This is a genomic window from Sphingomonas sp. SP4, assembly GCF_058313375.1.
This window is the reverse complement of the sequence record NZ_JBZFLE010000001.1, coordinates 1,271,320-1,295,306: the sequence shown is the minus strand read 5'-3', so window position 1 is coordinate 1,295,306 and position 23,987 is coordinate 1,271,320. Positions and strand designations below refer to the sequence as shown.

General features: G+C 61.8%; 23 protein-coding genes. 12 read left to right on the top strand and 11 right to left on the bottom strand.

Translation table 11 applies throughout. From position 1 onward, the window contains the following. Positions 1–24 precede the first annotated feature (24 nt). From dapE to AC4GYV_RS06550, 3 genes are read right to left on the bottom strand one after another with little or no spacing between them, the layout of a single operon-like run. Positions 25–1,155, bottom strand: coding sequence for a succinyl-diaminopimelate desuccinylase (dapE, locus tag AC4GYV_RS06560; RefSeq protein ID WP_491099849.1), 1,131 nt, complete (start codon positions 1,153–1,155; stop codon positions 25–27). After that, positions 1,145–1,402 carry a hypothetical protein gene (locus AC4GYV_RS06555; RefSeq protein WP_491099848.1) on the bottom strand — a complete coding sequence of 86 codons (258 nt, stop codon included), beginning with the start codon at positions 1,400–1,402 and terminating at the stop codon, positions 1,145–1,147. The genes dapE and AC4GYV_RS06555 overlap by 11 nt, the downstream gene beginning before the upstream one ends. Positions 1,403–1,462: 60 nt before the next feature. Then, positions 1,463–2,518 (bottom strand): glycosyltransferase, encoded by a 1,056-nt coding sequence (locus AC4GYV_RS06550; protein ID WP_491099847.1) that lies wholly within the window; start codon positions 2,516–2,518, stop codon positions 1,463–1,465. 51 nt (positions 2,519–2,569) lie between these two features. Here AC4GYV_RS06550 and AC4GYV_RS06545 point away from each other — a divergent pair, with 51 nt between their 5' ends. The 4 genes from AC4GYV_RS06545 to AC4GYV_RS06530 are packed head-to-tail and all read left to right on the top strand — an operon-like array spanning position 2,570 to position 7,224. Then, positions 2,570–3,685 carry an EpsG family protein gene (locus AC4GYV_RS06545; RefSeq protein WP_491099846.1) on the top strand — a complete coding sequence of 372 codons (1,116 nt, stop codon included), beginning with the start codon at positions 2,570–2,572 and terminating at the stop codon, positions 3,683–3,685. 13 nt (positions 3,686–3,698) lie between these two features. Then, positions 3,699–4,649, top strand: coding sequence for a glycosyltransferase family 2 protein (locus AC4GYV_RS06540; protein WP_491099845.1), 951 nt, complete (start codon positions 3,699–3,701; stop codon positions 4,647–4,649). A gap of 13 nt (positions 4,650–4,662) precedes the next feature. Next, positions 4,663–5,760, top strand: coding sequence for an FkbM family methyltransferase (locus tag AC4GYV_RS06535; protein WP_491099844.1), 1,098 nt, complete (start codon positions 4,663–4,665; stop codon positions 5,758–5,760). 45 nt (positions 5,761–5,805) lie between these two features. After that, entirely contained in the window at positions 5,806–7,224 is a 1,419-nt protein-coding gene (locus AC4GYV_RS06530) for an MFS transporter (protein WP_491099843.1), read from the top strand. Here AC4GYV_RS06530 and AC4GYV_RS06525 read toward each other — a convergent pair. The 3 genes from AC4GYV_RS06525 to AC4GYV_RS06515 form a co-directional block, all read right to left on the bottom strand. Beyond that, positions 7,221–8,996, bottom strand: coding sequence for a DUF885 domain-containing protein (locus tag AC4GYV_RS06525; RefSeq protein ID WP_491100401.1), 1,776 nt, complete (start codon positions 8,994–8,996; stop codon positions 7,221–7,223). The two genes, AC4GYV_RS06530 and AC4GYV_RS06525, sit on opposite strands and share 4 nt — an antisense overlap. 79 nt (positions 8,997–9,075) lie before the next feature. Further along, positions 9,076–9,528 (bottom strand): NfeD family protein, encoded by a 453-nt coding sequence (locus tag AC4GYV_RS06520; RefSeq protein ID WP_491099842.1) that lies wholly within the window; start codon positions 9,526–9,528, stop codon positions 9,076–9,078. Then, positions 9,528–10,535, bottom strand: a complete 1,008-nt coding sequence (locus tag AC4GYV_RS06515; protein WP_491099841.1) for an SPFH domain-containing protein — start codon at positions 10,533–10,535, stop codon at positions 9,528–9,530. The genes AC4GYV_RS06520 and AC4GYV_RS06515 overlap by 1 nt, the downstream gene beginning before the upstream one ends. A gap of 44 nt (positions 10,536–10,579) precedes the next feature. Between AC4GYV_RS06515 and AC4GYV_RS06510 the strand changes: the two genes are divergently transcribed. From AC4GYV_RS06510 to AC4GYV_RS06490, 5 genes are read left to right on the top strand one after another with little or no spacing between them, the layout of a single operon-like run. Next, positions 10,580–11,413, top strand: a complete 834-nt coding sequence (locus AC4GYV_RS06510; RefSeq protein ID WP_491099840.1) for an HpcH/HpaI aldolase/citrate lyase family protein — start codon at positions 10,580–10,582, stop codon at positions 11,411–11,413. 21 nt (positions 11,414–11,434) lie between these two features. After that, on the top strand, positions 11,435–12,253 hold the full coding sequence (locus AC4GYV_RS06505; RefSeq protein WP_491099839.1) for a bestrophin-like domain: 819 nt from the start codon (positions 11,435–11,437) through the stop codon (positions 12,251–12,253). Positions 12,254–12,301: 48 nt separating this feature from the next. After that, entirely contained in the window at positions 12,302–13,774 is a 1,473-nt protein-coding gene (gene guaB / locus AC4GYV_RS06500) for an IMP dehydrogenase (protein WP_491100400.1), read from the top strand. Positions 13,775–13,777: 3 nt separating this feature from the next. Next, entirely contained in the window at positions 13,778–14,953 is a 1,176-nt protein-coding gene (locus tag AC4GYV_RS06495; protein ID WP_491099838.1) for an RsmB/NOP family class I SAM-dependent RNA methyltransferase, read from the top strand. Positions 14,954–14,980: 27 nt separating this feature from the next. Further along, a complete protein-coding gene (locus AC4GYV_RS06490; protein ID WP_491099837.1) occupies positions 14,981–15,478 on the top strand; it encodes a tetratricopeptide repeat protein in 498 nt (165 codons plus the stop codon). Here AC4GYV_RS06490 and rsmA read toward each other — a convergent pair. From rsmA to AC4GYV_RS06470, 4 genes are all read right to left on the bottom strand, one after another. Continuing rightward, a complete protein-coding gene (gene rsmA / locus AC4GYV_RS06485; RefSeq protein WP_491099836.1) occupies positions 15,475–16,293 on the bottom strand; it encodes a 16S rRNA (adenine(1518)-N(6)/adenine(1519)-N(6))-dimethyltransferase RsmA in 819 nt (272 codons plus the stop codon). The two genes, AC4GYV_RS06490 and rsmA, sit on opposite strands and share 4 nt — an antisense overlap. After that, complete coding sequence (pdxA, locus tag AC4GYV_RS06480; protein WP_491099835.1) at positions 16,290–17,294, bottom strand: 4-hydroxythreonine-4-phosphate dehydrogenase PdxA; 1,005 nt, start codon at positions 17,292–17,294, stop codon at positions 16,290–16,292. Before pdxA ends, rsmA begins: the two co-directional genes overlap by 4 nt. Before the next feature lie 27 nt (positions 17,295–17,321). After that, positions 17,322–18,671, bottom strand: a complete 1,350-nt coding sequence (locus AC4GYV_RS06475) for a peptidylprolyl isomerase (RefSeq protein ID WP_491099834.1) — start codon at positions 18,669–18,671, stop codon at positions 17,322–17,324. A 90-nt stretch (positions 18,672–18,761) separates the two neighbouring features. Next, on the bottom strand, positions 18,762–20,978 hold the full coding sequence (locus tag AC4GYV_RS06470) for an LPS-assembly protein LptD (RefSeq protein ID WP_491099833.1): 2,217 nt from the start codon (positions 20,976–20,978) through the stop codon (positions 18,762–18,764). A gap of 150 nt (positions 20,979–21,128) precedes the next feature. Between AC4GYV_RS06470 and AC4GYV_RS06465 the strand changes: the two genes are divergently transcribed. The 3 genes from AC4GYV_RS06465 (at position 21,129) to ndk (ending at position 23,550) form a co-directional block, all read left to right on the top strand. Continuing rightward, positions 21,129–22,601 carry a leucyl aminopeptidase gene (locus tag AC4GYV_RS06465; RefSeq protein WP_491099832.1) on the top strand — a complete coding sequence of 491 codons (1,473 nt, stop codon included), beginning with the start codon at positions 21,129–21,131 and terminating at the stop codon, positions 22,599–22,601. A 12-nt stretch (positions 22,602–22,613) separates the two neighbouring features. Further along, on the top strand, positions 22,614–23,051 hold the full coding sequence (locus AC4GYV_RS06460) for a DNA polymerase III subunit chi (protein WP_491099831.1): 438 nt from the start codon (positions 22,614–22,616) through the stop codon (positions 23,049–23,051). A gap of 76 nt (positions 23,052–23,127) precedes the next feature. Next, entirely contained in the window at positions 23,128–23,550 is a 423-nt protein-coding gene (gene ndk, locus AC4GYV_RS06455) for a nucleoside-diphosphate kinase (protein WP_491099830.1), read from the top strand. Here ndk and AC4GYV_RS06450 read toward each other — a convergent pair. Then, positions 23,547–23,978 carry a DUF6265 family protein gene (locus AC4GYV_RS06450; protein ID WP_491099829.1) on the bottom strand — a complete coding sequence of 144 codons (432 nt, stop codon included), beginning with the start codon at positions 23,976–23,978 and terminating at the stop codon, positions 23,547–23,549. The genes ndk and AC4GYV_RS06450 overlap by 4 nt on opposite strands. Positions 23,979–23,987 lie beyond the last annotated feature (9 nt).

The window sequence follows — 23,987 nt, the reverse complement described above, 5'->3', positions numbered from 1 at the left end:
TCCTGACTTCGGATAGACGTTGGCTCAGGCCAGCACTTTTCGAACGATGCGCTCGTAAATGCGGGAGAGCGCATGGATATCCTTGACGGCCGCGCACTCGCCGACCTTGTGCATGGTCGCATTCGGAAGTCCAAAGTCGACCACGGGGCACAGCTGGATCAGGAAGCGTCCGTCCGAAGTGCCGCCACTCGTCGATAGATCGGTGTTGATGCCCGTTTCTTCCTCGATCGATTCCACGATCACGTCGTAAAGCTGCCCCGGGGGCGTCAGGAAAGCCTCGCCGGAAATTCGCGCCCGGACCTTGCTGCCGGGCGCCTCTCGCTCGGCAATCTCTTCCACCATGCGCACAAGATCCGTTCCGCGCTGGAGATTGTTGAAGCGGATGTTGAGTTGAGCAGTAGCCGACCCGGGTATGACGTTGCTCGCGTCCGTAGGCGTGGAGATGGCTGTGAACTCGAGGTTCGAAGGCGGGAACACATCTGTCCCGTCATCGAGATGCACAGCGTCGAGCGCCGCGATGATGCGTGCGAGATCGGGGATCGGGTTGGTGGCGCGGTGAGGGTAGGCGACATGGCCCTGAACGCCGGGCACGTCGATCCACATGTTTACCGAGCCGCGGCGGCCGATCTTCACCGTGTCACCGAGAAGGTCGACCGACGTCGGTTCCCCGATCAGGATCATGTCTGGTCGGATCTGCCGCTCGTTCAGCCAGTCTATGATGCGAGGCGTGCCGTAAGTCGCGTATCCTTCCTCATCGCCCGTGATCAGAAGTGAGACGGTGCCGTTCGAAGGAAGGGATCGTGAGACGGCTGCGACGAAGGCCGCGATCGCACTTTTCATGTCGTTGGCGCCACGCCCGATCAGGAGCCCGTTTTCGATACGCGCCTCAAAAGGGTCTGCGGCCCAGCCTTCGCCTGCCGGAACGACGTCGAGATGACCGGCGAAGCCGAAGTGAGGCGATCCCTCGCCGCGGATTGCGACCATGTTCTCGGTCGGCCCGTCGGGAGCTTCACCCATCACCCAGCGATGAATCTCGAATCCAAGGGGTCTCAGCGCACTCTCAAGGACGTCGAAGACTTCGCCGCTTGCGGGGGTGACACTAGGGCAGCGGATCAGCTCTGCCGCAAGCTCAACGGGATCGATCTCAGATGGCATCGGCGAGCCCTAGCAAGGCTCCGAACTCTGGCAAGGCGTCTATGGCCGCACCGCAACTAGGTTCGATGGCGCGGGCCTTAGCGAAACACCGGAAGATCGCTTCGACGTCCGGTTCGTAGGGCACGCCCGCATAAAGGTGTCTGGCCCAGTAGGGATCAAAGGCAGGGAAGGTGATGGACTGACCGGTGGGCAGGCGGACCGTGGCGGTGCGCCGGGAAAGAGAAGTCTTCGAAACATAGCGAAGCAAGGTTGGCGCCCCCCGCAGTCCCAACTTCTCGAAGGAGCGGGTCGGGGGTAGCGGCCGGGTTCATTGTTCCAGCAACTCCTCCCACTGCCGCCCAACTACGTCCGGCGCAAAGCGGGTGCGTATAGAGGCGGAAAGCGCCTGTCGGAGAGCCTGATCATCGGCTTCTGTCGCGAAGCGAACCAGCTTCCTGCTGAGCGCTTCCACGTCGCCAATGGGCACCAAATGATCAGGAAAGCTTTCGAGGATGTATGATGGCCCATCGCTCTCGTAAGCGATTGGTATGACTCCCTCCGACATCGCTTCGGCGAGCACAAGCGAGAAGCTCTCCAGTTTCGAGGAGACGATGAGCAGGAATGCGCGATCATACCAATCGGACAAATCCGCAGAGTCGACGATAGATACGCGCTTAAGGCTCAGGCTTTCGATTAGCGCCGTCAGCCGCTGAGTTTCACTGCCGGAGCCTATGATGACGAGCGACCAACCTTGGTCTTCGAGGTTCGAATTTGCGAACGCTAGGATAGCTTGGTCAAATTGCTTCAGCGGTTCGAGGTGCCCCACTGCGAGGATCAGCTTTTCTCGCTCTCTCGGTCTCTCGGCGTCGGCCACTCTGACCGGGTTCGGGATTAGACGAACGTTCCGAAGGTAGCCGCGGTAGTGGTCCAGATCTCGCTTGTTGAGCGTGACGACTTGATAAGCCAACGGATAGGTCAGTCGCCGCAGAAAGCGGATGACGGGTTTGTGAAAATGCCACGAGCTGTGCTCGACGAGCACGACCTTCGAGCCAGAGAACAGGAAGGCCAGCGTCACAAGGATGTTGTCCTGCGTCCACGAGCTGATCACCACATCAGGTCGTGTTCGACGCAGGTTAAGCAATAAACCGAAATAGCCTGCGAGCGACTTTCGTCCCCCTGATCTCACAAGAACGTCGTCTGGAAATTCATAGCTGGAAGCTTGGTTGCTGCGGGCGTTGACGACCGTCACCTCCGCCGAGAAGCGGCTTCGGAACAGCACCGCCAAATCGCGGATAACCTTGTTGACCCCGCCGCCGGTGGACAGGTCCGTGGCCACAAAGAGAATGCGGGGTCCGGCGCCGCCGCGACTATGAGGTGGGTTCATGCGCTCACTTCAACAGTTGCTGTAAGCACAAATGCAGGCCAATCCATCATCGTGATCGTTTATTGGCTGATTTTCGCGACCTTTGCCTTGGGAGCGATTTCATATGCCTCGACGGTCTCCCGGCTAGGCATGTTGCCTGTAAGCGGCCCGATGGCGGTCGCAGTATCTCGGCGGTCGGTCATCCTATCTGCGACCGCGTTGGCGCTCATCCTGCTGATTGGCCTTCGCTATCGGGTGGGCGGCGACTGGGCGAATTATCTCGACATTTATCGCCGTCTGGCACCTCAGGACCTGATTCCCGCACTGATCGGTTCGCAGCAAGAGGCCGGCTACACCTTCGTGAATTGGCTCGCGGCGCGGCTCGGTGCCGGGGTGTGGCTAGTCAATCTCATCTGCGCGGTGCCGTTCACCTACGGGTTGCTCCGGCTCTCGCGCCAGCAGCCCAACCCCTGGCTCGCAATGCTAGTCGCGACGCCGTTTCTGATCATCGTCGTAGGCATGGGATACACCCGCCAGGCAGCGGCAATGGGGTGCCTGATGATCGGCCTGACTACGCTTATCGACAAGCGTCCACCGATCCGCTTCATCCTCTGGACTCTGCTGGGCGCATTGTTCCACCGCACCGTGCTTGTGTTCATACCGGTCATGTTCGTGGCGGGGATGAAGAATAAGTTTCTCTCCTACCTTCTGATCCTCGTTACTCTTGTCCTCGGCTATTACACGGTGCTGCCCAGCGCCATTGATCGCTACGCTCCCGGTTATCTGCGCGAACAGTATAGCGCCGCGGGCGCTGGGATACGCGTCCTGATGGACGTTGTTCCCGCCTTGATCGTCCTTTTGAGCAAGAACAAGTTCTACTGGTCGCCCGAGGAGAAGGCGGTCTGGCGGACCTACGCGATCCTCTGCGTCGTCGCCGGAGCGGCATTGCCGTTCATCCACTCATCAGTGGTGATCGACCGCCTCGCCATCTACCTCATCCCGATGCAGATCTTCGTCTATTCCCGGATCGGCTATTGCTTTGGGCTGATACGTAGAGGCTGGCTGCCCTGGACGACGGCGGTGATCGTCTACTCCGCGGCCGTTCTCTTCGTCTGGTTGAACTATGCGGTGAATGCGGGATCCTGGATCCCCTATCAAAACTACCTCTCCGCGCCCGATCGCATTTGAGTCGAGCGATCGCATGTTCGACATCGTCATGGCCTTGTACAACAAGGAGAAGTTCGTCGAAGCGACGATCGATTCCGTCATTGGCCAAACCTTCGAAAATTGGCGGCTGTTCGTCGTCGACGATGGCTCGGCCGATCGAAGCGTGGATTTGGTCCAGCGCTACAAGGATCCGCGGATCAAGCTGATCGAGCAACGCAATCAGGGACCGGGCCCGGCTCGCAACACCGGCGTCCACGCAGGAAACGCGGATTGGGTGGCATTTCTCGATAGCGACGATGTCTGGAACGCCGATCATCTCCAAGAGCTGGACGCACTTCGGAGAGCCTTTCCAAAAGCGTCTGTGCTTGGATGCAGCTTTCGGCGGTTCGACGGCGAGGCTCAGGCCTCCGTGCGTTCGAAGGATGGCGGAAGGCGATTGGTCCGCTACTTCGCAGAATGCGCGGCTGGAAAGGAGCTTTTCTTCACGAGCAGCGTCTGCGTCCGGCGTTCCGCGATTGAAGAAGTAGGATGCTTCAAATCGCTGCCGGGAAACGAGGATGTCGAATTGTGGGCGCGGCTGGCGCTGCACGGCCCAGTGGCATGTTCATCCCGTCCGACGGTGAACTACCGTGTGGCGACGGGCGGGATCAGTGACGGTCAGCTGGGGACCTTTTCGAAGCCGAGGCGGCGCGAAGACCTGTCCTCGGCCATTCCGACCTTGGAGGGTGCTTTGCCCAGCATCGCCGATCTCAGCCTGCGCGAAGATGTCGTGGCCTACATGGACTCCCGTATCGGTGTTCGGCTGGTTGCCGCGGTTCTGGAGGGCGACATTTCATATGCTCGTGAATTGCTGGCGCACTATCGCGGCAAGCCGAGGGGGAAAGCGCGTACCGCCGCGACGATTGCCCGCTTGCCGGCGCCGGTTGCTCGACTGATCATGCGGACGCGCCTAACCGTAAAGCGTTTGCTGCCCTCTCGCAGCTAGTGCCGGAGGATCGATGTCCCTGCGTTCCCTAGTCCGTGGGCCGGTGCAATTCGCTGCAACGGTAGTGATTCCGGTACTTGCCTCGGGCGGTTCGGGTGCACCGAGACGACTGCGCAAGGGCATCATGGCCGCGAGGTCGGATAGTCGTGAGCCCAAGGTGGACACCTGGCGGTTCCCGACCGGTGAAATGCCTGGCTACTCGCCAGCGAACACTGCACGCGTCTTGTACCGAACGCGCGTCCTGAGAGGCGATATAAACAAGGCGTTCGAGCTGCTCGCTGACGAGCGGTCGCGCGAAATCCTGACCGCCCTCATGAAATTCAGGGCGCTTGGTCCACACCATGTCGAGCTACCGGTGGGCGCCGACCGCATGCTTCGATATTATGATGAGGCCGCGCGGTTGAGGATCGGGGAGGCGGCCGAGCCGTTCTTCTATCCCTACGAAATGTCGCTTTTCGACGTGGACGGCGTCCGCCTCGAATGCTGGTTGGGAAACGTTGTCGCGAGCTTCTTCGAACGCCAATATTTCTTTGAGCGCGGTGGCGTTTCCATTCAGCCGGAGGCGGGCGATACCGTGATCGATGCCGGCGCCTGCTTTGGTGACACCGCACTGTCCTTCGCCAAAGCGGTCGGAGAGCAGGGGAGTGTTCACTCTTTCGAACCGATGCCCCGCCAAAAGGAAGTCTTCGAACGCAACCTTGCGCACAACCCGGAGATGGCCAAGCGCATTGAGGTTCATCCCTATGCGGTGTTCGATGAGTCCGGGAAGGTGCTGAACTTCGCAGACGCTGGCGTCGCCGCGCGTGCCTCGGGTTCCGGCGGAATTGCGGTCCAATCGATCGCGATCGACGATTTCGTGGAGACGCAACAGATCAAGCCAGACTTCATCAAGATGGACATCGAGGGCGCGGAATCGGCGGCCATCGAAGGAGCGCGCCGGACAGTGCAAGAGATCCGCCCGAAGCTCGGGATCTCAATCTACCACTCAGTCGAGGACCTGTTCGGGATCATTCAGCAGATCCACGAGATCGAACCGGCGTACGAATTCTACATCGACCATCACACAGTGCATTCCGAAGAGACGGTTCTATACGCCCGCGTATCGGCCTAGGGCGTTGCCGTTGGAACGTTGCCCAGCCTCGATCTTTTTGCCCCAGTGAACGTCGCACAGACGCATAATCCCCCGCAGCAGCACGAAGACGGACTGCCCAAGCCAAGGCGATACTGGTCGGCCGCTGCCATCTGGCTTGCGCTCGCCATGGCAGTGCTGGACGGCGCAATCGCCAACGTGGCTCTGCCTACGATCGCGGGAGATCTTGGCGCGTCGCCCGCGACGTCGATCTGGATCGTCAATGCGTACCAGCTGACCATCACCATCCTGCTGCTGCCACTTGCGGCATTAGGTGATCGGCTGGGCTATCGGAAGATTTACATCCCGGGATTGGTGTTGTTCACCCTCGGCTCTGTCGCCTGCGCGATGGCCCACAGCCTCGGAGGGCTGATCGCGGCGCGTGTGTTCCAGGGGATGGGGGCCGCCTGCATCATGAGCATGAATGCAGCGCTGGTTCGCGCTACTTATCCGGCGAAGTTGCTTGGCCGCGGCATCGGCTACAATGCCTTGGTTTTATCCATGTCCGCGGCCGCGGGACCTACGTTTGCGGCGATCATCCTCAGTGTCGGCAAGTGGCCGTGGCTGTTCCTGATCAACTTGCCGATCGGCCTGGCCGCTGTGATCGTCGGGCTCAGAGCCCTCCCGACCGTCAAAGGACATGGGCACCCGTTCGACTGGCTGGCTGCGGTCCTCAGCGCCGCGATGATGGGCTGCACGGTCTTTGGCGCCGAGACATTCGCGCGTGAGACATCGCTGTTCGGTGTTGGATTGATCGTGGCCGGGATCGCCGCGGGAGCGGTATTGGTGCATCGTGAATGGGGCGACCCGGCGCCGCTCTTCCCCGTGGATCTCCTGAAGATCCGCATCTTCGGAATGTCGATCGCAACATCAACGGTCTCGTTCGCGGCGCAGATGTTGGCGTTCGTCACGCTGCCATTCCTGTTTCAGTCCGTAATGGGGCGAAGCGCTTTCGAGACTGGCTTGCTGATGACTCCTTGGCCCTTGGCGCTCGGCGTCGTGGCCCCGATCGCTGGCCGCCTTGCCGACAAGGTCAGGGCAGGGCTGATAGGTGGCATCGGACTCGGAATATTCGCACTTGGTCTGTTCGCCCTATCGGCGATGGGCTCGCATCCGAGAACCGTTGATATCGCGTGGCGGATGGGCCTGTGCGGGATCGGTTTCGGCCTGTTCCAGTCGCCGAACAATAGGACCATTGTCGGGTCGGCTCCGCGTCATCGTTCCGGTGCCGCGGGCGGAATGCTCGCCACGGCGAGGCTCCTTGGCCAGACGACGGGCGCCGTCGCAGTCGGAGTGGTATTCCACCTCGCCGGCGTGCACGCTGGCCCACAGCTGCTCGCCGCGGCGGGTATTGCCGCCCTGATCGCGGCGGGGCTCAGCTTATTGCGCCTGCGCTCTCCGCGGACTGCGCACCGGCCGGAAGCCGGCTCCACAATCTTGGATTAAGCGGCGTTCGTCCGAGCGATGTACTCGTCCACGTTCTTGGCGAGCACATCCATCGGCACATTGCCGCCAAGCACCACCGCATCGTCGAATGCACGCAGGTCGTACTCGCTGCCGAGGTCCCTCTTCGCCTTGTCGCGCAGGCGGTTGATGGTGCTGTGCCCGACCTTGTAGCCGCAGGCCTGCCCGGGCCAGCTGCAGTAGCGATCGACCTCCGAAGCGACTTCCAGCGGGTTGGAGCCGTTCACTTCCACGAAGAAGTTCACGCCCTGTTGGCGAGTCCAGCGCTTTGCATGCAGGCCGCTGTCGACCACCAGCCGGCAGCAGCGGAAGGCGATCGACTGGAGATAGCCCAAGCGGCCAGCCGGAAAGTCGTCATAGACCCCGAGCTCATCGACCAACTGCTCGGCGTAAAGAGCCCACCCCTCGGAGTAAGCGTTGAACGCCAGTTGGGTCCGAATGAGCGGCATTTTGTTCGCATATTCGCCCTGCCAAACGTGACCCGGGATCGCTTCGTGGGAAGCGAGGTCCGGCAGGCTGTACTTGCTGTGCAGGTCAGTCGTGCGGAGATTGATCCAGAACTTGCCCGGGATCTTGCCGTCGATCGAGCCGGCACCACCATAAGCAGCAGGCGCGCCGGGCTCTTCCTCTGGTGGCATGCGCTTCACTTCGAGGTGGCCCGGAACAAGCGTGTTAAAGGCTCGCGGAAGAATGGCTCGGTTTTTCGCGAGGCGTTCCTGGATGTAGGCCATGATCTCGGCGCGGCCCGTGTCGCCTTCACTGAACTGGTAGCGAGGGTCTTTGGCGAGCGCTTGCATGCGCTGGCCCACGGAGCCTTGCGAATAGCCCAGGCTCTTTAGGATTGGATCCATCCGTCCCTGCAGCTCCTTGAGCTGATCGAGGCCCATCTGGTGAACTTCGTCGGGCGTCAGGTTCGTGGTGGTGGAAGCCTTCAGGGCCCAGCGATAATATTCATCCCCATGCGGCCGCGACCACATGCCAGGCGTGTCGGTCGCGAGAGCCCGTTGAGCCTTTAGTTCGACGATCTGCCGCTGCAGCGCCGGGTAGACCTGCTTGGTCACGATCGCACGCGATCGGACTTCCCAGTTACCATCGATCTTTTTCTCGCGAGCTCGCCGGACGAGCGAATCCACGATGCTCCCGCCCTCGGAGGCATTCTTCGCAGAAAGGCTCAATTGATCGATGGCTTTGTCCAGCAGGAAGGAAGGCGGGACGAGACCCTTTGCTCGAGCATCACGGATTCGCTCCAACTCACCGTCGAGCTGAGCGGGATATTGCGAAAGCCGGCTGAGATAGGCTTCCGCATCGGCGCGCTTTTCGATGGTGTGATCAGTATCGAGGAATTTCGGCGTGTCGATGTAAGCGCCGACGTTCTGGATCACGACGTAGGGCGTGTTGCGCCAGCCTCCGACTGCAACATCGCCGTAGGGTAGGGCGAAACCTTCAAGCGCAGTGGTGTAGGCGCTTTTCACAACCTCCAAACTGGTTCGTGTCGTGAACGGGAGGTTCGAGGTGTCGATGGCTTCTGCCTTGGCCAGGTCGCTCTTCAGGGTCGCAGCGATGCGTTGCTGACCCGCGGGCGAACGATCGCCCAGCTTGTAGCGAAGGACTAGGCGCCCGCCTTCGTCCACTCCGAGCGAAGTCGCGCCTTCCGGGTAGATGGCGAGCAGGTCGCTGCCGATAGACTGAAGGAGAGCATTGGCTTCGGCCTCTGACGCGGGCTTTGCCCACACGGGACTGGCCTTCCCAAGCATCGGAGCAACTGTAGCGGCTGCCAGGGCGCCGACCGCTTCTCGGCGCGAGAACTCAAACGTGGGCAAAAATGGACTCCGATTATGCGGGCGGAAGCACGCGTTCCGCCTCGACCTTCAGGCAATTGCCGTCCACTCCGGTGATGCGGACACGCTCTCCGGCGGCCGCTGGCCCGCCTCGCGCGCTCCATTCTCCATCGCCGAGACGGACGCGGCCCTGATGCTCGTCGACATCGGAGACGACCGTCACCACCTTTCCGACGAGGCGCAGCGCGGGATCGTTCAGCCGCGCATCGGAGCTGGTCGGGTGGTTCGCGTAGAAGCGCCGCCCGATCATGACGGCAAGCAGGGCGTAGAGTGCAAAGAGTGCGAGTTGCGCGACCGTGCCGAGACCGAACAAGACGGTGAACAGGCCCGCGGCGATCGCGGCCGCCCCAATGAAGATGAGGAAGAATCCCGGCGCGATGACTTCGGCGATCAGCAGGATGACCCCGCCGATCAGCCAGAGCCAGCCAGGCTCCAGATTGTCCAGCATCAGCCTTCTATTCTCGGAGTACCAGGCACACTCACCGGCGCCGTGCCGCGTGTTGCGACATTAGGCTTCGCACGAGGCGGCGAAGGGGGCTTGGGTGCTCCGTCGCCGAGCACTTCGCGCGCAAGCTCGCCGATCCCGCCCAGCGTGCCGATCAGCTGCGTGGCTTCGACCGGGAAGAGGATCGTCTTTGCATTCGGTGAGTGGGCGAATGCGGCGACAGCTTCGACATATTTCTGCGCGACGAAGTAGTTGATGGCCTGAGCACTTCCGGCTTCGATCGCATCGCTGACCGCCTTCGTCGCCGTTGCTTCTGCTTGCGCGGCGCGCTCGCGTGCCTCCGCTTCGCGGAAGGCAGCTTCCCGAGCACCTTCGGCCTCAAGGATCGCGGACTGCTTCTCGCCTTCGGCGCGGAGGATGGCCGACTGGCGAGAGCCCTCTGCTTCCAGGATGACGGCGCGCTTTTCGCGCTCGGCCTTCATCTGCCGCGTCATGGCGTTGACGATATCCTGAGGCGGGCGGATGTCGCGAAGCTCGACGCGCGTGATCTTCACACCCCAGTTCTCAGTCGCGTTGTCGACGACGGCCAGCAGGCGTGTGTTGATCTCGTCGCGCTTTGAAAGGGTCTCATCGAGGTCCATCGAGCCCATGACTGTTCGAAGGTTTGTCGTCGAAAGAGCCATGATGGCGGTGTAGAGGTCGCTGACCTCGTAGGCGGCCTTGGCCGCGTCCAGGACCTGAAAAAAGACGACGCCGTCCACGGCGACCATCGCGTTGTCCTTGGTGATGATTTCCTGACCCGGGATATCAAGGACCTGCTCCATCATGTTGATCTTGCGGCCAACTCGGTAGAAGAACGGCGTCACATAATTGAACCCCGGTTCGGCAACTCGGACGAAACGGCCGAAATGTTCGATGGTATAGCGGTAGCCTTGGCGGACGATTTTCACGCCCATGATCACGAATAGAAGCGCAAGAACCGCGATCGCTGTCATGAAAGTGGTGAGCATTACTCTTCCCCGACCTCCCTTTTCCGGGGCATGATGCGTCGGCCATGGCTCTTTCGGAAGCGAAAAAAGACAAAGCTATCGACCTGTTCGCCATACGGTCGTTGCTGTTCCTTCCCGCATCGAACCCGCGCGCGATTGCGAAGGCGCGTAACGCGGGAGCGGATCTGGTCATTCTTGACCTCGAAGATGCGGTGAAACCAGCGGACAAGCGCGACGCGCGAAAAGCCGCGGTGGAAGCGATTGCTTCGGAATGGACGATGCCAGTGGCGATCCGGATCAACGGCGTCGGCACAGAGTGGCACTCTCTGGACCTGGATGCCGTCGCAGGATCGAATGCCGATTATGTGGTCATCCCGCGAGCGATCTCCGCTCACCTCGTTCATGGGGTTGCCGAGGCAGCGGCCAAACCGGCGCTTGCGATGATCGAAACTGCCGCTGGGGTGCTCGCCGCCGCAAAGATCGCGGATACGGCAGCCGGGTTGATCGCTGGTACCAACGATCTTCGCTCAGACCTTCGCCTCCCGCTCGATGCGTCGCGAGAGCCGATTTCCACCGCGCTCCAGATGATCGTCCTCTCCGCCCGGGCGGCGGGGGTGGCGGCGTTCGATGGCGTGTTTAACGGGCTCGACGATCCGGAAGGCTTTGCGAGAGAGGCCGAAGAGGGGCGCAGGCTTGGGTTCGACGGCAAGAGCCTGATCCATCCGAACCAGATTGAGCTATGTCACCGAGCGTTCGCTCCAAGCCCAGCTGAGTTGGACCGTGCCCGGCAGCTCGTCGAGGCTTTCAATGGCGGTGCCGAGCGGTTCGGTGATGAGATGATCGAGCGCATGCACGTCGAGGCAGCACATCGCGTTCTGGAGCGCGGCTCCGGAGTTTAGCATTCGCATCGGGAGTGGGGGATGATCCGTTTTTTCTATAACCTGCCCATCTGGATCTCGATCGTCCTGATCCTTCTGATGGCCCTAGTTATCGGCCTCGCGAGCAGCTTCGGCGTCAGGAAGGTTTTCCGGCTTCACCCTCGGGAACATGAGACTGAAACGGCGCTGAGCCTGATGCAGGTCGTGGCAGCGTATATCGGCATCCTAATCGCATTTGCGGGCGTGAAAGTGTGGCAGGATTTTGCTGACGCCGAGAACGCCGTCCACCGTGAAGCAGCCGCGTCGGCCCAGCTTTATCGCAATCTTGCGACATATGGGAACGAAACGCTGGCTGCTCGCCAGGACTTGCGAGCCTATATATCGAGCATTGTGAAGGACGAATGGCCGCTTCTCGCGAAAGGGGAGGCCAGCCAGTCGACCGACGTGGCGCTATTCAAGCTTTTCAACGCCATTGGCACGATCCACCCCCAGGATGACCGCGACAGTACGATCTATCAGGAGTCATATACGAACCTGAATGACCTCGTGGCTCTGAGGCGAGACCGGTTGATCCACAGCGAATCTCAGATGCCGATGATCCTGTGGGTGGTCGGCCTGGTCGGCTCAGTCCTGATCGTGGCTTACACTGCAACCTTTCCGGTCACTCGAACGAATACGATGATGATCGCCGGCATCTCCCTCGCGCTTGGCTTGGTGTTTCTCTTCATCCTTGCTGTGGACCGTCCCTTCATGGGTAGGTTCAGCGTCAGCAGCACCGAGCTTGCCGACTTGTCGCTGAAGTTCGATCAGCTGGATCAGTTAAGTGCTGCTGCTCAGCACGTACCGGCGCACAGTCCTTGAGAATCAGGCGGCCCTTGGCGAATCGCTTCTAAGTTGGCATGGGCCGATATGGCCCAACTCCCCGAATTCGCTGAGATCCCGCTCGGACTGACGTTCGACGACGTCCTCCTCCAACCGCTCGAATCTTCCGTCCTACCCAGTGGAGCGGATACGCGCACGCAACTGACGCGTGAGATTCCGCTCAACATTCCAGTCCTTTCCTCGGCGATGGACACCGTCACCGAAGCAGACATGGCAATCGCGCTGGCGCAGCTCGGCGGGATCGGCGTGCTCCACCGCAACCTGACGATCGAGGAGCAGGCTGCTGCGGTCCGCCAGGTGAAGCGCTTTGAGAGCGGCATGGTGGTCAATCCGATCACCATGACGCCCGACCAGACGCTGGCCGAAGCGTTGGACCTGATGAAGGCGAACCGCATCAGCGGCATTCCGATCGTCGACAAGGGCGGGAAGCTATGTGGCATCCTGACGAACCGCGACGTGCGTTTTGCAGAAAGCCCCCGTCAGCCGGTAAGCGAGTTGATGACCCACGAAAATCTCGCGACCGTCGGGCTCGGCACCAGCGAGGATGTGGCGCGCCGCATTCTTCACGAAAGGCGGATTGAGAAACTCCTGGTCGTCGACGACCGTGATCACCTCGTCGGTTTGATCACGGTGAAGGATATCGAAAAGGCCGTCGCTACGCCTAACGCGACCAAGGACGCCGAAGGCCGCCTTCGGGTCGCCGCCGCAACGACGGTCGGTGACGCCGGCTTCGCTCGGTCCGAGGCATTGATCGAAGCGGGCTGCGACTGCATCGTCATCGACACTGCGCATGGTCACAATATCGACGTTGCCCGTGCCGTTGAGCGGGTGAAAACGCTATCCAATTCCGCGCAGGTCGTAGCGGGCAACATCGCAACCGCGGATGCGGCAAAGGCGCTGGTCGACGCAGGCGCGGATGCAATCAAAGTCGGAATCGGCCCGGGCTCGATTTGCACCACGCGCGTCATAGCAGGCGTGGGCGTTCCGCAGCTCACGGCGATCATGGAAGCCACGCGCGGAGCCAATGGCATTCCAGTGATCGCCGACGGCGGCATCCGCACCAGCGGCGACATGGCGAAGGCGCTCGCCGCCGGAGCTTCCACGGTGATGGTTGGATCGCTTCTCGCCGGCACCGAAGAAGCGCCAGGCGAGACGTTCCTTTACCAGGGCCGCTCCTACAAATCTTACCGCGGCATGGGCTCGGTCGGCGCGATGGCCCGGGGGTCGGCTGACCGCTACTTCCAGCAGGACATCAAGGATCATCTGAAGCTCGTGCCCGAGGGCATTGAGGGGCAAGTGCCTTACAAGGGCCCTGTGCGCGAGATCATCCACCAAATGGTTGGCGGCGTGAAGGCGGCGATGGGCTACACCGGCTCGATCACGATCGCTGAGCTTCAGAAGCGCGCGCGGTTCGTGCGGATCACCAATGCCGGTCTCTCCGAGAGCCACGTTCACGACGTGACGATCACGCGCGAGGCGCCGAACTATCCGACGCGCTAAGCCATGACTCCGGCCGCACGCCTCCAGGCGGCGATCGAGGTTCTCGAAGAGGTCATCGCATCTGCGCGCGCCGATGGTCCGCCAGCGGATACGATCGTCACGCGCTACTTCAAGCAGCGGCGTTATGCCGGCTCGAAAGACCGACGCGCCGTGAGGGAGCTGGTGTTTAGAGCGATCCGGCGTTCCGCGGAACGCCCCGAGAGCGGAAGGGCGGCGGTCCTCGGCTTGGTCGGTGATGCCCCCGAGTTGGCCGGGCTCTTCGGTGAGCCCCGCGGGCCTGAGCCTCGTCGGGACAGCGAAACCGCCGCTCAGCAATCCTTCGTGCCGAAGTGGCTGGAGCCTGAACTCTCGCCATTGGTCACGTCAGAAGAATGGCCAGCGCTTCTCGAACGCGCTCCGCTCGATCTTCGGGTAAATGTGGCACGCGCCTCACGCGACATCGTGTTTCGCGATTTCGAAGATGCTGAGCCTACGCCGCTCAGTCCCTGGGGCATCCGTCTGCCTTCCGACAGCAAGGTGGATGAGACTGAGGCGTATGTTTCGGGCTTGGTGGAAATTCAGGACGAGGGCAGCCAGCTCATCGCGCTGGCTTGCGCGCCATCGGACGGAGAGAGCATTATCGACCTCTGCGCCGGTGCAGGCGGCAAGTCGCTTACCCTCGCTTCGGCAGCACCCGGCTCCCGCATTCTCGCGAGCGACAGCAATCGATTACGACTTTCGATGCTTCCGGAGCGTGCGGCCCGGGCCGGCGCGGTGATCGAAACGCGTCTCCTCAATCCGCCACGGGAGCTGCAAGAGCTCGAGGACTGGCGAGCTAAGGCTGATGTGGTGCTCGTCGATGCGCCTTGCTCCGGCAGCGGAACGTGGCGGCGAAACCCCGAAGGCCGGTGGCGGCTTACCCCGGAGCGGCTCGATCGCGTCGTCGCGTTGCAGCAGCGGCTTCTCGAGATTGGTGCCGAGCTGGTCCGCCCGGGTGGTCACCTGATCTACGCCGTCTGCTCGCTTCTGTCCCGTGAAGGGGCAGGGCAGATTGGCCGCTTCCTTGAGAGCCATTCATCGTGGATTAGTGAGGACGCGGCCATTGCCGGTGGACGTGCCGACGGGGCGGGTCGATTATTGACACCCGGTCATGACGGCACCGATGGCTTTTTCGTCGCACGGCTCGGCCGTCCGTGCTAGTTCGCGTACGGAAAGTTGGAGAAGTTGATGCGCTCTTTGTCCCGTCTCTTGCTCGCCGGTTTTGCGGGCGCAGCGCTCGCCTCGCCCGTCATGAGCCAGCGAGCGGATGATCAAATCCAACCAAAGTCAGTCGAGCTTCAGCGTCAAGGCAAGGCCCTGATGAGTGCCGGCAAGCTGGAAGATGCCGAGGATATGCTTGAGACGGCGTTGGCCGTGGACCCGCGCAACCGCTGGGCGTTCGTCGACCTGGCGCGCGTGGCTGAGAAGCAGCACCTCTACGGCAAAGCCATTCGCATGACGAACAAGGCGCTGCTGCTCGAACCGAACGATCCCGATGCGATCGCGGTCCAAGGCGAGGCGATGGTCGAAATGGGCGCTACCGCCCGCGCTCAGGCGAACTTGCAGAAGCTTCAGGGCATTTGCGGTGCCAAAGGCTGCCCGCAGATCGCGCAGCTGACGACGGCCATCAGCCGCGGACCGACGGTTGCGTCGGCCAAAGCACCGGAAGTCACCAAGAAGAACTAGCTCAGGGCTCTCGCGAGCTCGATAAATTCTTCGACGCTGAGCGTTTCCGCCCGACGTTTAAGGTCGATTCCCAGCGATGCGGCTGCTTCGCTGGCACCCGGGAAGTTCTTGAGGCTTGAACGGAGCATCTTTCGGCGCTGTCCGAACGCGGCCTCAGTTAGCCGCTCCATCACCTTAGCATTCACGCCTTCGGGCGCCTTGCCGGGCACGATGTGCACAACGGCTGAAGTGACCTTTGGCGGCGGGACGAAGGCCGAGCGGTTGACGCTCATTGCGATCCGGGCCTCTGATCGCCATTGCGCGGCGACCGAGAGACGGCCGTAGGCATCGCTGTTGGGTTGAGCGACGATCCGTGTGGCAACCTCCTTCTGAAACATCAAGGTGAGCGATCGCCACCATGGGGGCCAGGGTCCGCCGAGCCACTTCAGGAGCAGGGCCGTTCCGACGTTGTAGGGCAGGTTGGCAACGACGTGGGCGCCATCGCCGACGATCTTGGGCTCATCAATCTTGAGGGCGTCCGCTTCAAGAATTTCCAGCTGACCGGCGAATTTCTGTTGCAGCTCATTGAGGGCGGGAATGCAGCGGCGATCGCGTTCAACCGCGACGACCGAAGCTCCTGCATCGAGCAAGGCGTGGGTCAGTCCGCCGGGACCTGGCCCAACTTCATAGACTCTTTGTCCCTCTAGCGACCCGGGAATAGCAGCGATCCGTGCAAGCAGCTGTCGATCGAGGATGAAGTTCTGGCCGAGCGACTTGCTCGCGCTGAGGCCGTGCCTCGCGATGACGTCGCGAAGGGGCTCGGAAGTCCCGCTCAAACTGTTTCCGCGCGCAGCAGCGCCGATTCCGCGGCCAGGCGGATTGCCGCCGCCATCGGCCGCGCGTCCGCGCGATCCTGGCCCGCAATATCGAACGCTGTGCCATGGTCGGGGGCGGTGCGGACAATGGGGAGACCCAGGGTCACGTTCACGGCGTCTTCGAAGTGGAGCGCCTTGATCGGGATGAGCGCCTGATCGTGGTACATGCAGAGAGCGGCGTCATACTTCGCTCTTGCTCGTGCGTGGAACATCGTGTCGGCGGGGTGGGGGCCGGTCACTCTCCAGCCTTCGGCAGCCAGGGCAGCGATGGCGGGCTCGATCAGTTCGATTTCTTCCCGTCCGAGGTTGCCGCCTTCGCCTGCATGCGGGTTGAGGCTAGCCACTGCGAGACGAGGTTCTGCGATACCGAAGTTGCGTTGGAGGCCGCGAAGGGTCGCGCGACCGCGAGATTCGATGAGCGAGGTCGTCAGATGATCGGGAACATTGCGGACCGGCACATGCGTGGTCACCGGCACTGTTCTTAACGTCGGTCCCGCCAGCATCATGACGACGTTGCCGGGCGAAACGCCGCAGCGCTCAGCGACGAATTCGGTTTGTCCTGGATGCTGGAAGCCGATGGAGTATAGCTGTTCCTTCGACACCGGGCCGGTGACGACGCCCGACGCCGAGCCTGAACGGGCGAGCCCCACGGCAAGCTCCAGCGCATCGAGCGAGCAATGCGCCCCTGCGACGCTTGGATGGCGAGGCGTGTCGCCTTCGGTGACCGGAATCTGGATCAGCGGCAGCGCATAATCGAATGCGTCGTCCGCCTGGCGTGGATCGTCGACGATCTCGAGCGGCCCATCCCAGATCGCGCCGACTGAGCGCGCATCGCCGATCGCAACGAACGGCGGCAACCCGAACTCGGCGCGATGGTCCCAGCATTTGGCGATGACTTCCGGCCCGATCCCGGCGGGATCGCCCAGTGAAATCGCCAGCGGTGTCAGAGGAGCGCGAGCCACGGCGGCGCCCCTAGCGCGAACGACCGATTAGCGGAACTCGATGATGGCATCGCGGCGAAGGTCGCGAAGGTACCGCCGAGAACGGCTGTTCACCCGCTCCTCGTTCAGCTGGTTGTAGACGTCATCATAGCTCGGCGCGCTCGGATCGACCTCGTCGCGGCCGCAGATGACGAGGGTACGTACGCCTTCGTCCAGGGAGCCGAAAGGCTGCGTTGCCTGGCCCACCTGCATCGACACCATCATCTGCTGAAGCGCATTCGGAAGGTCGCGCATCTTGACGCTGTCCTGCTGGACGATCTCGGCGTGGAACTCCGCCGCGAGCTTGTCCGCGCCGCCGCAGCCGCCAACATTCCGCGCTGCCTCGGCGAACCGAGCAACCATCGGCTCGGCCTGCTGACGGGTGGTACCCTTGGGGAAGTTGATCGAAATCTGCTTAAGGCTAAGCACTGCGTCGCGCGGGTCACGGGTCAGGATCTTGCGCGTGTCCTGAACCGCGAGGATCGAAACGCCGCCCGAGTTCGGAATGGGATTGCTGACGGTTCCTGGGGCCATCTGCCGAAGTGTCTCGGCGAGAGGTGCCGGGAGCTGCTCAGGGCGAATCCAGCCAAGGTCGCCACCCACTGCAGCGGTCGACGATTCCGAATATTGCCGGGCATAGCCCTGGAACGAACCGCCGTTCCTGAGTTGCTCCAGGATCTTGTTGGCCGCGGCCATTTTCTGGGCCTGGGTATCCGGCGTGAACGAAAGGAAAATCTCGCCGACGCGATATTCCTGAGTGCCCTTGGAGGCGTTCATCTTGTCCAGGACGGCCTTAACCTCGTCGTCACCGACGACGATGCTGCTTTCGATCTTGGCACGCTGAAGTCGTTGCCAGGCGATCTCGCCCTGGATCTGCTTGCGGAGAGAGCGGATCGAGGAGCCGTTGGACGCCAGATAGTTGGTCATCTGCGCCGGCGTCATCTTCACGCCTTGGGCAACTCGTTCGACGGTGCGGTCGATCTCAGACTCTTTTACGTCGATCTTCTCGGTAGCCGCCGCCTGGATCTCCAGATTTTCGTCGATCAGGTTCCGAAGCACCTGCTGACGCACGTTATCGAGCTCTTCAGGCGGGATCTTGCCGCCATTTGCGATCGAAAGGAGGCCCATGCGCTGGTCGACGTCGGTCTGGGTGATAACGTCGCCGTTCACGATCGCCGTCGCCTTGATGACGTTCGGGATTGGCGCCCCGAACACCTGCGGATTCTCAGGAAGCTTGAGCGATTGGGCAGAACTTGGAGCATTCTGAGCCGGCTGCTGTTGCCGCTGCTGCGCGATCGCGGAGGTGCCCGCAACGACCGCGACCGTCGCGGCCAAGAGCCATACGCGCGTTGAATTCAAGCCAAACACTCCTGCCACGATGCGATTTTCCCTTGATCCCCAGCCCATTAGTACGGGCTGCCCTGTGAGCCAGGCCCGCTGAACGCAGCCTTAGCGGTTAAGGCCTTTAAAAGCCAAGTGAAGGCTTATGGAACTGCCCTTTTTGAACGCGCCTACCTGCTGATAGTCGCGGCGCCACATGACGCCGATGGATAGGCACTCGTCCTCATATTGGATGCCGAGGCGGGACCGAACCGGCTGCCAGCCATCCGCAAGCGAGAGCGGGTCCTCACTTTTGTCGGTGAGATCCACAACATATGCGCCGAAGACAGACCAGTACCGTTGGAAGAGCACTCGGCCGGCGACCCGCAACTCTTCCCTGTCACGCAGATCTTCGACGGTAGGATCAATGTCGCGGTTCAGCTTGAGGTAGCCGATTTGGGCGTAGGTCTGCTGGGTGCCGACGGTGAGATCCAGCTCGTTCCTGCGAACTGCGAAGTTGGATTTGTCGAACCTGTAGCGGCTCGTGAACTCTAGCAAAGTTCCATAGCGAATGCTGGTTCGCCCGACGATGTCCGAAACGGCGTCGTTGAGGCCGGTTCCCTCCGGGTAGACGTTGAGGTCCTTACGAAATCGAACGCTTTGCCCGATCGTGCTGTTGATCGTCAGGTTGGGCCGGTCGAGGGACCAGTCGAGCCCATATGTGATACGCGAGGAATCTTCCCACCGATCGTAACCGTTAAAGCGATTCAGCGCGAAGAGGTTGCTGTCCTCAAGGTCGACCGAACGCGAATCCTCGTTCGGAATATCCATGTTCTGTGTGGGAGGGGTGAGCACTAGCTGCACCCGAGGAGTTAGCCGCTGAATGCCTCCGAACAAGGATCCGACAAACGGCCATTGCACATCCGCAGCAAGCGCACCGATGGCGCGCGCGTGCCAGCCGTCCGTCCCGCGGTAGATCGGCACCAAGGTGCTGTCCGCATCGTTCGTGTGATAGAGATCGCCGCGGGCATAAGCCGTGAAAGTGACCTGCTGCCCCCAAGGCGTCAGACGCCTCAAATCCCATTGCGCTCTGGCAAAAGCGCGCTGCGTGTCCTGGCCCTCGATACGAAGGATATCCAGGCTGTTGCCCTGGATTTCGAGCGTCCCTCCAAGGATGTCGGTCTCGCGAAAGCGGGCGTCGATCGCCGGCAGCGCGATCGGGATGCGGCTTTGCTTGTCCTGGGCTTGAAGACCCTGGAACGCCCAGCCAGCAATCGTGATGTAGGAATCGGCGTCGATCCGCTCGACATTGATGACGCTACGTAGCCACTCGTCGTTGCTGATGTCGTAACGCCGCGTGACGGTCTTGTCGGAGGCGGCGCGGATGGAGGTGGTGACGCTCCACAGCGGATCCAGCTGGAACTTTCCGTTGGTCTCGAAATAGCCGCGCAGTGCTTTTTTCGTCGGCGCGAATTCATCGACCTTGTCGATGGTGCCATAAGTGAGAAAGCCGCCGATCTTGAAGGCGCCAAGCTCGTTCAGCTCACGATACTCGACGCCGATCGCCGGCAGCACGCCAGTATAGACGTGTGGCGTAACCGTCAGGTCGCGGTTCGCAGCGATCTGCCAATGGTAGGGAACAGCGAGCTCAAAGCCCTTCTTGCTCGAGATGCTGAAGTCGGGAGCGAGCCATCCCGAGCCTCCATTGTCTCCGGTCGTGACCTTGAAAACCGGGAGCAGGGGGAGCGTGATTCCGAAAAGCTGTAAGCGGCCGCCATAGAAACGGATCTGCTCAGTCGTGGGGTCTTGGACCACGCGTGCCGCGGTGATCGACCAGCTCGGGCGCTTCGGGCATCCGCTGTCCGCGGTGACTGGGCAGGGCGAATAGATCGCGCTCTCCAGCGTGGTCACACCGTTCGCGCGGCTACCCTTTTTCGCCGCGATGCGCCCGCCGTTCGCGAGAACGACGAGCAGGTTGTCGACCGCGGCATCACGCATCTCGTTGGTGAGCAGCGCGTCTTCCCCGACCAGCTTGTCGCCCTCCGGCGTGACGACGACGACATTGCCCTTGGCACGAACCTGGTCGGTCTTGCGGTCCCAGACGATTTGGTCTGCTGCGAGATAATTGCCTTCTCGCTTCAGGCGGACCTCACCTTGTGCGGTGACGACCTCGGTGTCGCTATCGTAGACGACTTGGTCAGCGGTGAAGTTGACGGTCTCATCCGCGGTCGGCTGAGCGGTCAATGCGACCGGGCGCGCCACATGCGGCGTGGTCTGCGCCGCCGACGGAGCCGATACGGACGCGAGGATAGGAAGCGCCGACCACCAGACAAATCTCGTCCGCAACGCTGCCCTGTCCCGCTCGTTTAAATCCCAGACCTCACTGCCTATCGCACCTGACAGGCGCGGCGACAATCGCCTGAGGCGTGGCTTTGCCAACACACCTCCAGCATCCTAAAGGGCAGCAAAACGTCGCCTTTCCAGGGATTGTCACACATGAAGATTAGTTTTGCCGACCGCCGGCCCGACGGGGATTATGCGCTGGTTCTACCCGTCGCGGGGAAGGACCGTTCGATCCTGGCTTCGCTTGGGGCCGCGCAGTCGACGGTGGCGGGTGCGCTCGATCGTCAACGGTTCGAAGGCGAGCCGGCGAGCGCTGCAGAGCAGTTCGTCGACGACGCAGGTACCCTGCGCCGTGTGCTTGTGGTCGGAACGGGTGGCGGCGGCACGCCGAATGACGCTGCCGAGAAGCTGGGTGGCACGGCGGTTGCAAAGTTGCTGACCTCCGGTGAGCGGAAAGCCGTGATCGACCTCAGCGGCCTCGGCTTCGATGCCGACGCGGCTGCGCGCGTGGGACTTGCCGCGGCGCTGCGCGCGTGGCGCTACGATCGTTATCGGACCACGCTGAAGGACAAACAGAAGCCGACGTTGGACGAAGTCGTTATCGTCGGCGGCGGGGACGGCGCCGGTCAGCGTTACGAGCAGCGTTGGGCTCCGGTCTATGAAGGCGTCTCGCTGACCCGCGAACTGGTCACCGAGCCGGCGAACATCATCTACCCCGAGACTTTCGTGGAACGCGTCCGCGCTTCGCTCGAAGGGACGGGCGTCGAGATCGAGGTGCTCGATCGCGCGGCCATGGAAAAGCTCGGCATGGGCGCGCTCCTGGGCGTCGCCCAAGGCTCCATTCGCGAAGGACGCATGCTGATCCTCAAGTGGAACGGTGGCGGTCAGGGCGGCCAGCCGATAGCCTTCGTCGGCAAAGGCGTGACGTTCGACACCGGCGGTATCTCGATCAAGCCCGCCGCCGGCATGGAAGCCATGAAGTGGGACATGGGCGGTGCCGGTGCCGTCGTCGGTGCGATGAAGGCGATTGCGGCCCGTAAGGCGAAGGCGAACATCGTCGGCATCTGCGGTCTTGTCGAGAACATGCCATCGGGTGCGGCGCAGCGTCCAGGCGACGTCGTCACGACTATGTCGGGCCAGACCGTTGAGGTCATCAACACAGACGCCGAAGGCCGCCTCGTCCTAGCTGACGCGATCACCTACGTTCAGCGCAACTACAAGCCTTCGACGATCATCGACCTCGCGACCCTCACTGGAGCGATCTTGATCAGCCTCGGCAATGAATATGCGGGCCTTTTCTCCAACAATGACGAACTTTCGACCGAGCTTGTGACCGCCGGCGAAGAATCGGGCGATCGTCTATGGCGTATGCCGATCGGTGAGTCGTTCGACCGACTGATCGATTCCCCCATCGCCGACATGAAGAATGTCGGCCCACGCGAGGGCGGCTCAATTACCGCGGCACAGTTTATCCAGCGCTTCATCGAGAACGGAGTCCGCTGGGCGCATATCGACATGGCCGGGAAGGCGTGGGCGGATAAGCCGAGCAACACCTACGACAAGGGTGCAACCGGGTTCGGGGTTAGATTGCTGGACGAATATGTCGCGGAAGTGCTCGAGCGCTAATCGAGCGCGGCCGTGCAGGTCGATTTCTATCAGCTGGCTGGTAGTCCACCCGAACAGGTGATCGCGAGCATTGCTGAGAAGGTACTTGCGGGCGATGGGCGCTTACTGATCGTCGCTGAGGAAGAGCCGTTCCTTGCTCGGCTCGACCGCATGCTCTGGGACCTGGGCCCTACGAGTTTCCTGCCGCATGCGCTTGCGGGAGGAAGTGACGACGCTCGGCAGCCGGTCCTGCTCTCTACCAGTCCGGACGCTCCGAATAATGCCCGCAACATGCTGATCGCCGATGGCCAGTGGAGGGACGCGGCGTTGACCTACGACCGCAGCTTCTACCTGTTCGATGCAGCGACGCTCGAGGGTGCAAGGCTTGCCTGGAAGCTGCTGGCGGGCAGGGACGGTGTGGAGCGTCGATATTGGACCCAGGTCGACGGCCGCTGGAAGCAGCAAGCCTAAGGGTTGCGATGATGCCGCCTCGCGGCTAGGCGGCGCACCAAATCCACCACACTCAACCACAGGAGACCGCCCGGTCATGGCCGCGACGCGCACCTTTTCGATTATCAAGCCCGATGCAACCCGCCGCAACCTGACGGGCGCCGTCACCAAGATGCTGGAGGAGGCCGGACTTCGCGTCGTCGCTTCCAAGCGCATCCACATGACCCGCGATCAGGCCGAAGGCTTCTACGCCGTCCACAAGGAACGGCCCTTCTTCAACGACCTCTGCACGTTCATGACGTCAGGCCCGGTCGTCGTTCAGGTTCTCGAGGGTGAGAATGCCGTCACGCGCAATCGTGAAGTGATGGGTGCTACCAATCCCGAGCAGGCCGCAGAGGGCACGATCCGCAAGACCTATGCGGAATCCATCGAAGCCAATTCGGTTCACGGATCGGACAGCGACGAGAACGCGAAGATCGAGATCGACTACTTCTTCAAGCCTGAAGAAATCGTCGGCTAACGATTTTCGCGGTCGTAGGTCCAGCGCACGGGCTTGCTGCCGTCGATGCGCGAAATTTCCGCTTCGAGCCGATTGCCCTTCAGCTCATATCGAATGCGCTGGGGGTAATCGTGCTCGGCATTCGTGAACTCGACAGCGGTAGCTGAGACCGACTTCGCCTTGAACGGCACGGCGGGACGGCCGCCCGGCGATGCCATGAGCGTGACCGATCCGTCTGGGTTCTGAACCACGCGCAGCTGCTCCCAGGACTTGAGCGTTGCGCCGTTACCCTCGCGTGACGCGCCGAGCATCAGGCCCGCCTTTGGCTCCATCCAGCATTCCTGGGTCCAGTGGTTACCTTCCGTGACGTGCCAACAGCCTGTCATGAATGCCGGAAGTGTTGTCGCTTCCGCCGAGGCTGCGGCGAGCAAGAGTGTGAGCAGAGGCATCATGAGATC

Excerpts from the sequence above, each read along its gene's own strand:
- dapE (WP_491099849.1), bottom strand. The coding sequence starts at position 1,155 with ATGCCATCTGAGATCGATCCCGTTGAGCTTGCGGCAGAGCTGATCCGC.
- AC4GYV_RS06550 (WP_491099847.1), bottom strand. The coding sequence starts at position 2,518 with ATGAACCCACCTCATAGTCGCGGCGGCGCCGGACCCCGCATTCTCTTT.
- AC4GYV_RS06540 (WP_491099845.1), top strand. The coding sequence starts at position 3,699 with ATGTTCGACATCGTCATGGCCTTGTACAACAAGGAGAAGTTCGTCGAA.
- AC4GYV_RS06535 (WP_491099844.1), top strand. The coding sequence starts at position 4,663 with ATGTCCCTGCGTTCCCTAGTCCGTGGGCCGGTGCAATTCGCTGCAACG.
- AC4GYV_RS06525 (WP_491100401.1), bottom strand. The coding sequence starts at position 8,996 with ATGCTTGGGAAGGCCAGTCCCGTGTGGGCAAAGCCCGCGTCAGAGGCC.
- AC4GYV_RS06520 (WP_491099842.1), bottom strand. The coding sequence starts at position 9,528 with ATGCTGGACAATCTGGAGCCTGGCTGGCTCTGGCTGATCGGCGGGGTC.
- AC4GYV_RS06515 (WP_491099841.1), bottom strand. The coding sequence starts at position 10,535 with ATGCTCACCACTTTCATGACAGCGATCGCGGTTCTTGCGCTTCTATTC.
- AC4GYV_RS06510 (WP_491099840.1), top strand. The coding sequence starts at position 10,580 with ATGGCTCTTTCGGAAGCGAAAAAAGACAAAGCTATCGACCTGTTCGCC.
- AC4GYV_RS06505 (WP_491099839.1), top strand. The coding sequence starts at position 11,435 with ATGATCCGTTTTTTCTATAACCTGCCCATCTGGATCTCGATCGTCCTG.
- guaB (WP_491100400.1), top strand. The coding sequence starts at position 12,302 with ATGGCCCAACTCCCCGAATTCGCTGAGATCCCGCTCGGACTGACGTTC.
- AC4GYV_RS06495 (WP_491099838.1), top strand. The coding sequence starts at position 13,778 with ATGACTCCGGCCGCACGCCTCCAGGCGGCGATCGAGGTTCTCGAAGAG.
- AC4GYV_RS06490 (WP_491099837.1), top strand. The coding sequence starts at position 14,981 with ATGCGCTCTTTGTCCCGTCTCTTGCTCGCCGGTTTTGCGGGCGCAGCG.
- AC4GYV_RS06465 (WP_491099832.1), top strand. The coding sequence starts at position 21,129 with ATGAAGATTAGTTTTGCCGACCGCCGGCCCGACGGGGATTATGCGCTG.
- ndk (WP_491099830.1), top strand. The coding sequence starts at position 23,128 with ATGGCCGCGACGCGCACCTTTTCGATTATCAAGCCCGATGCAACCCGC.
- AC4GYV_RS06450 (WP_491099829.1), bottom strand. The coding sequence starts at position 23,978 with ATGCCTCTGCTCACACTCTTGCTCGCCGCAGCCTCGGCGGAAGCGACA.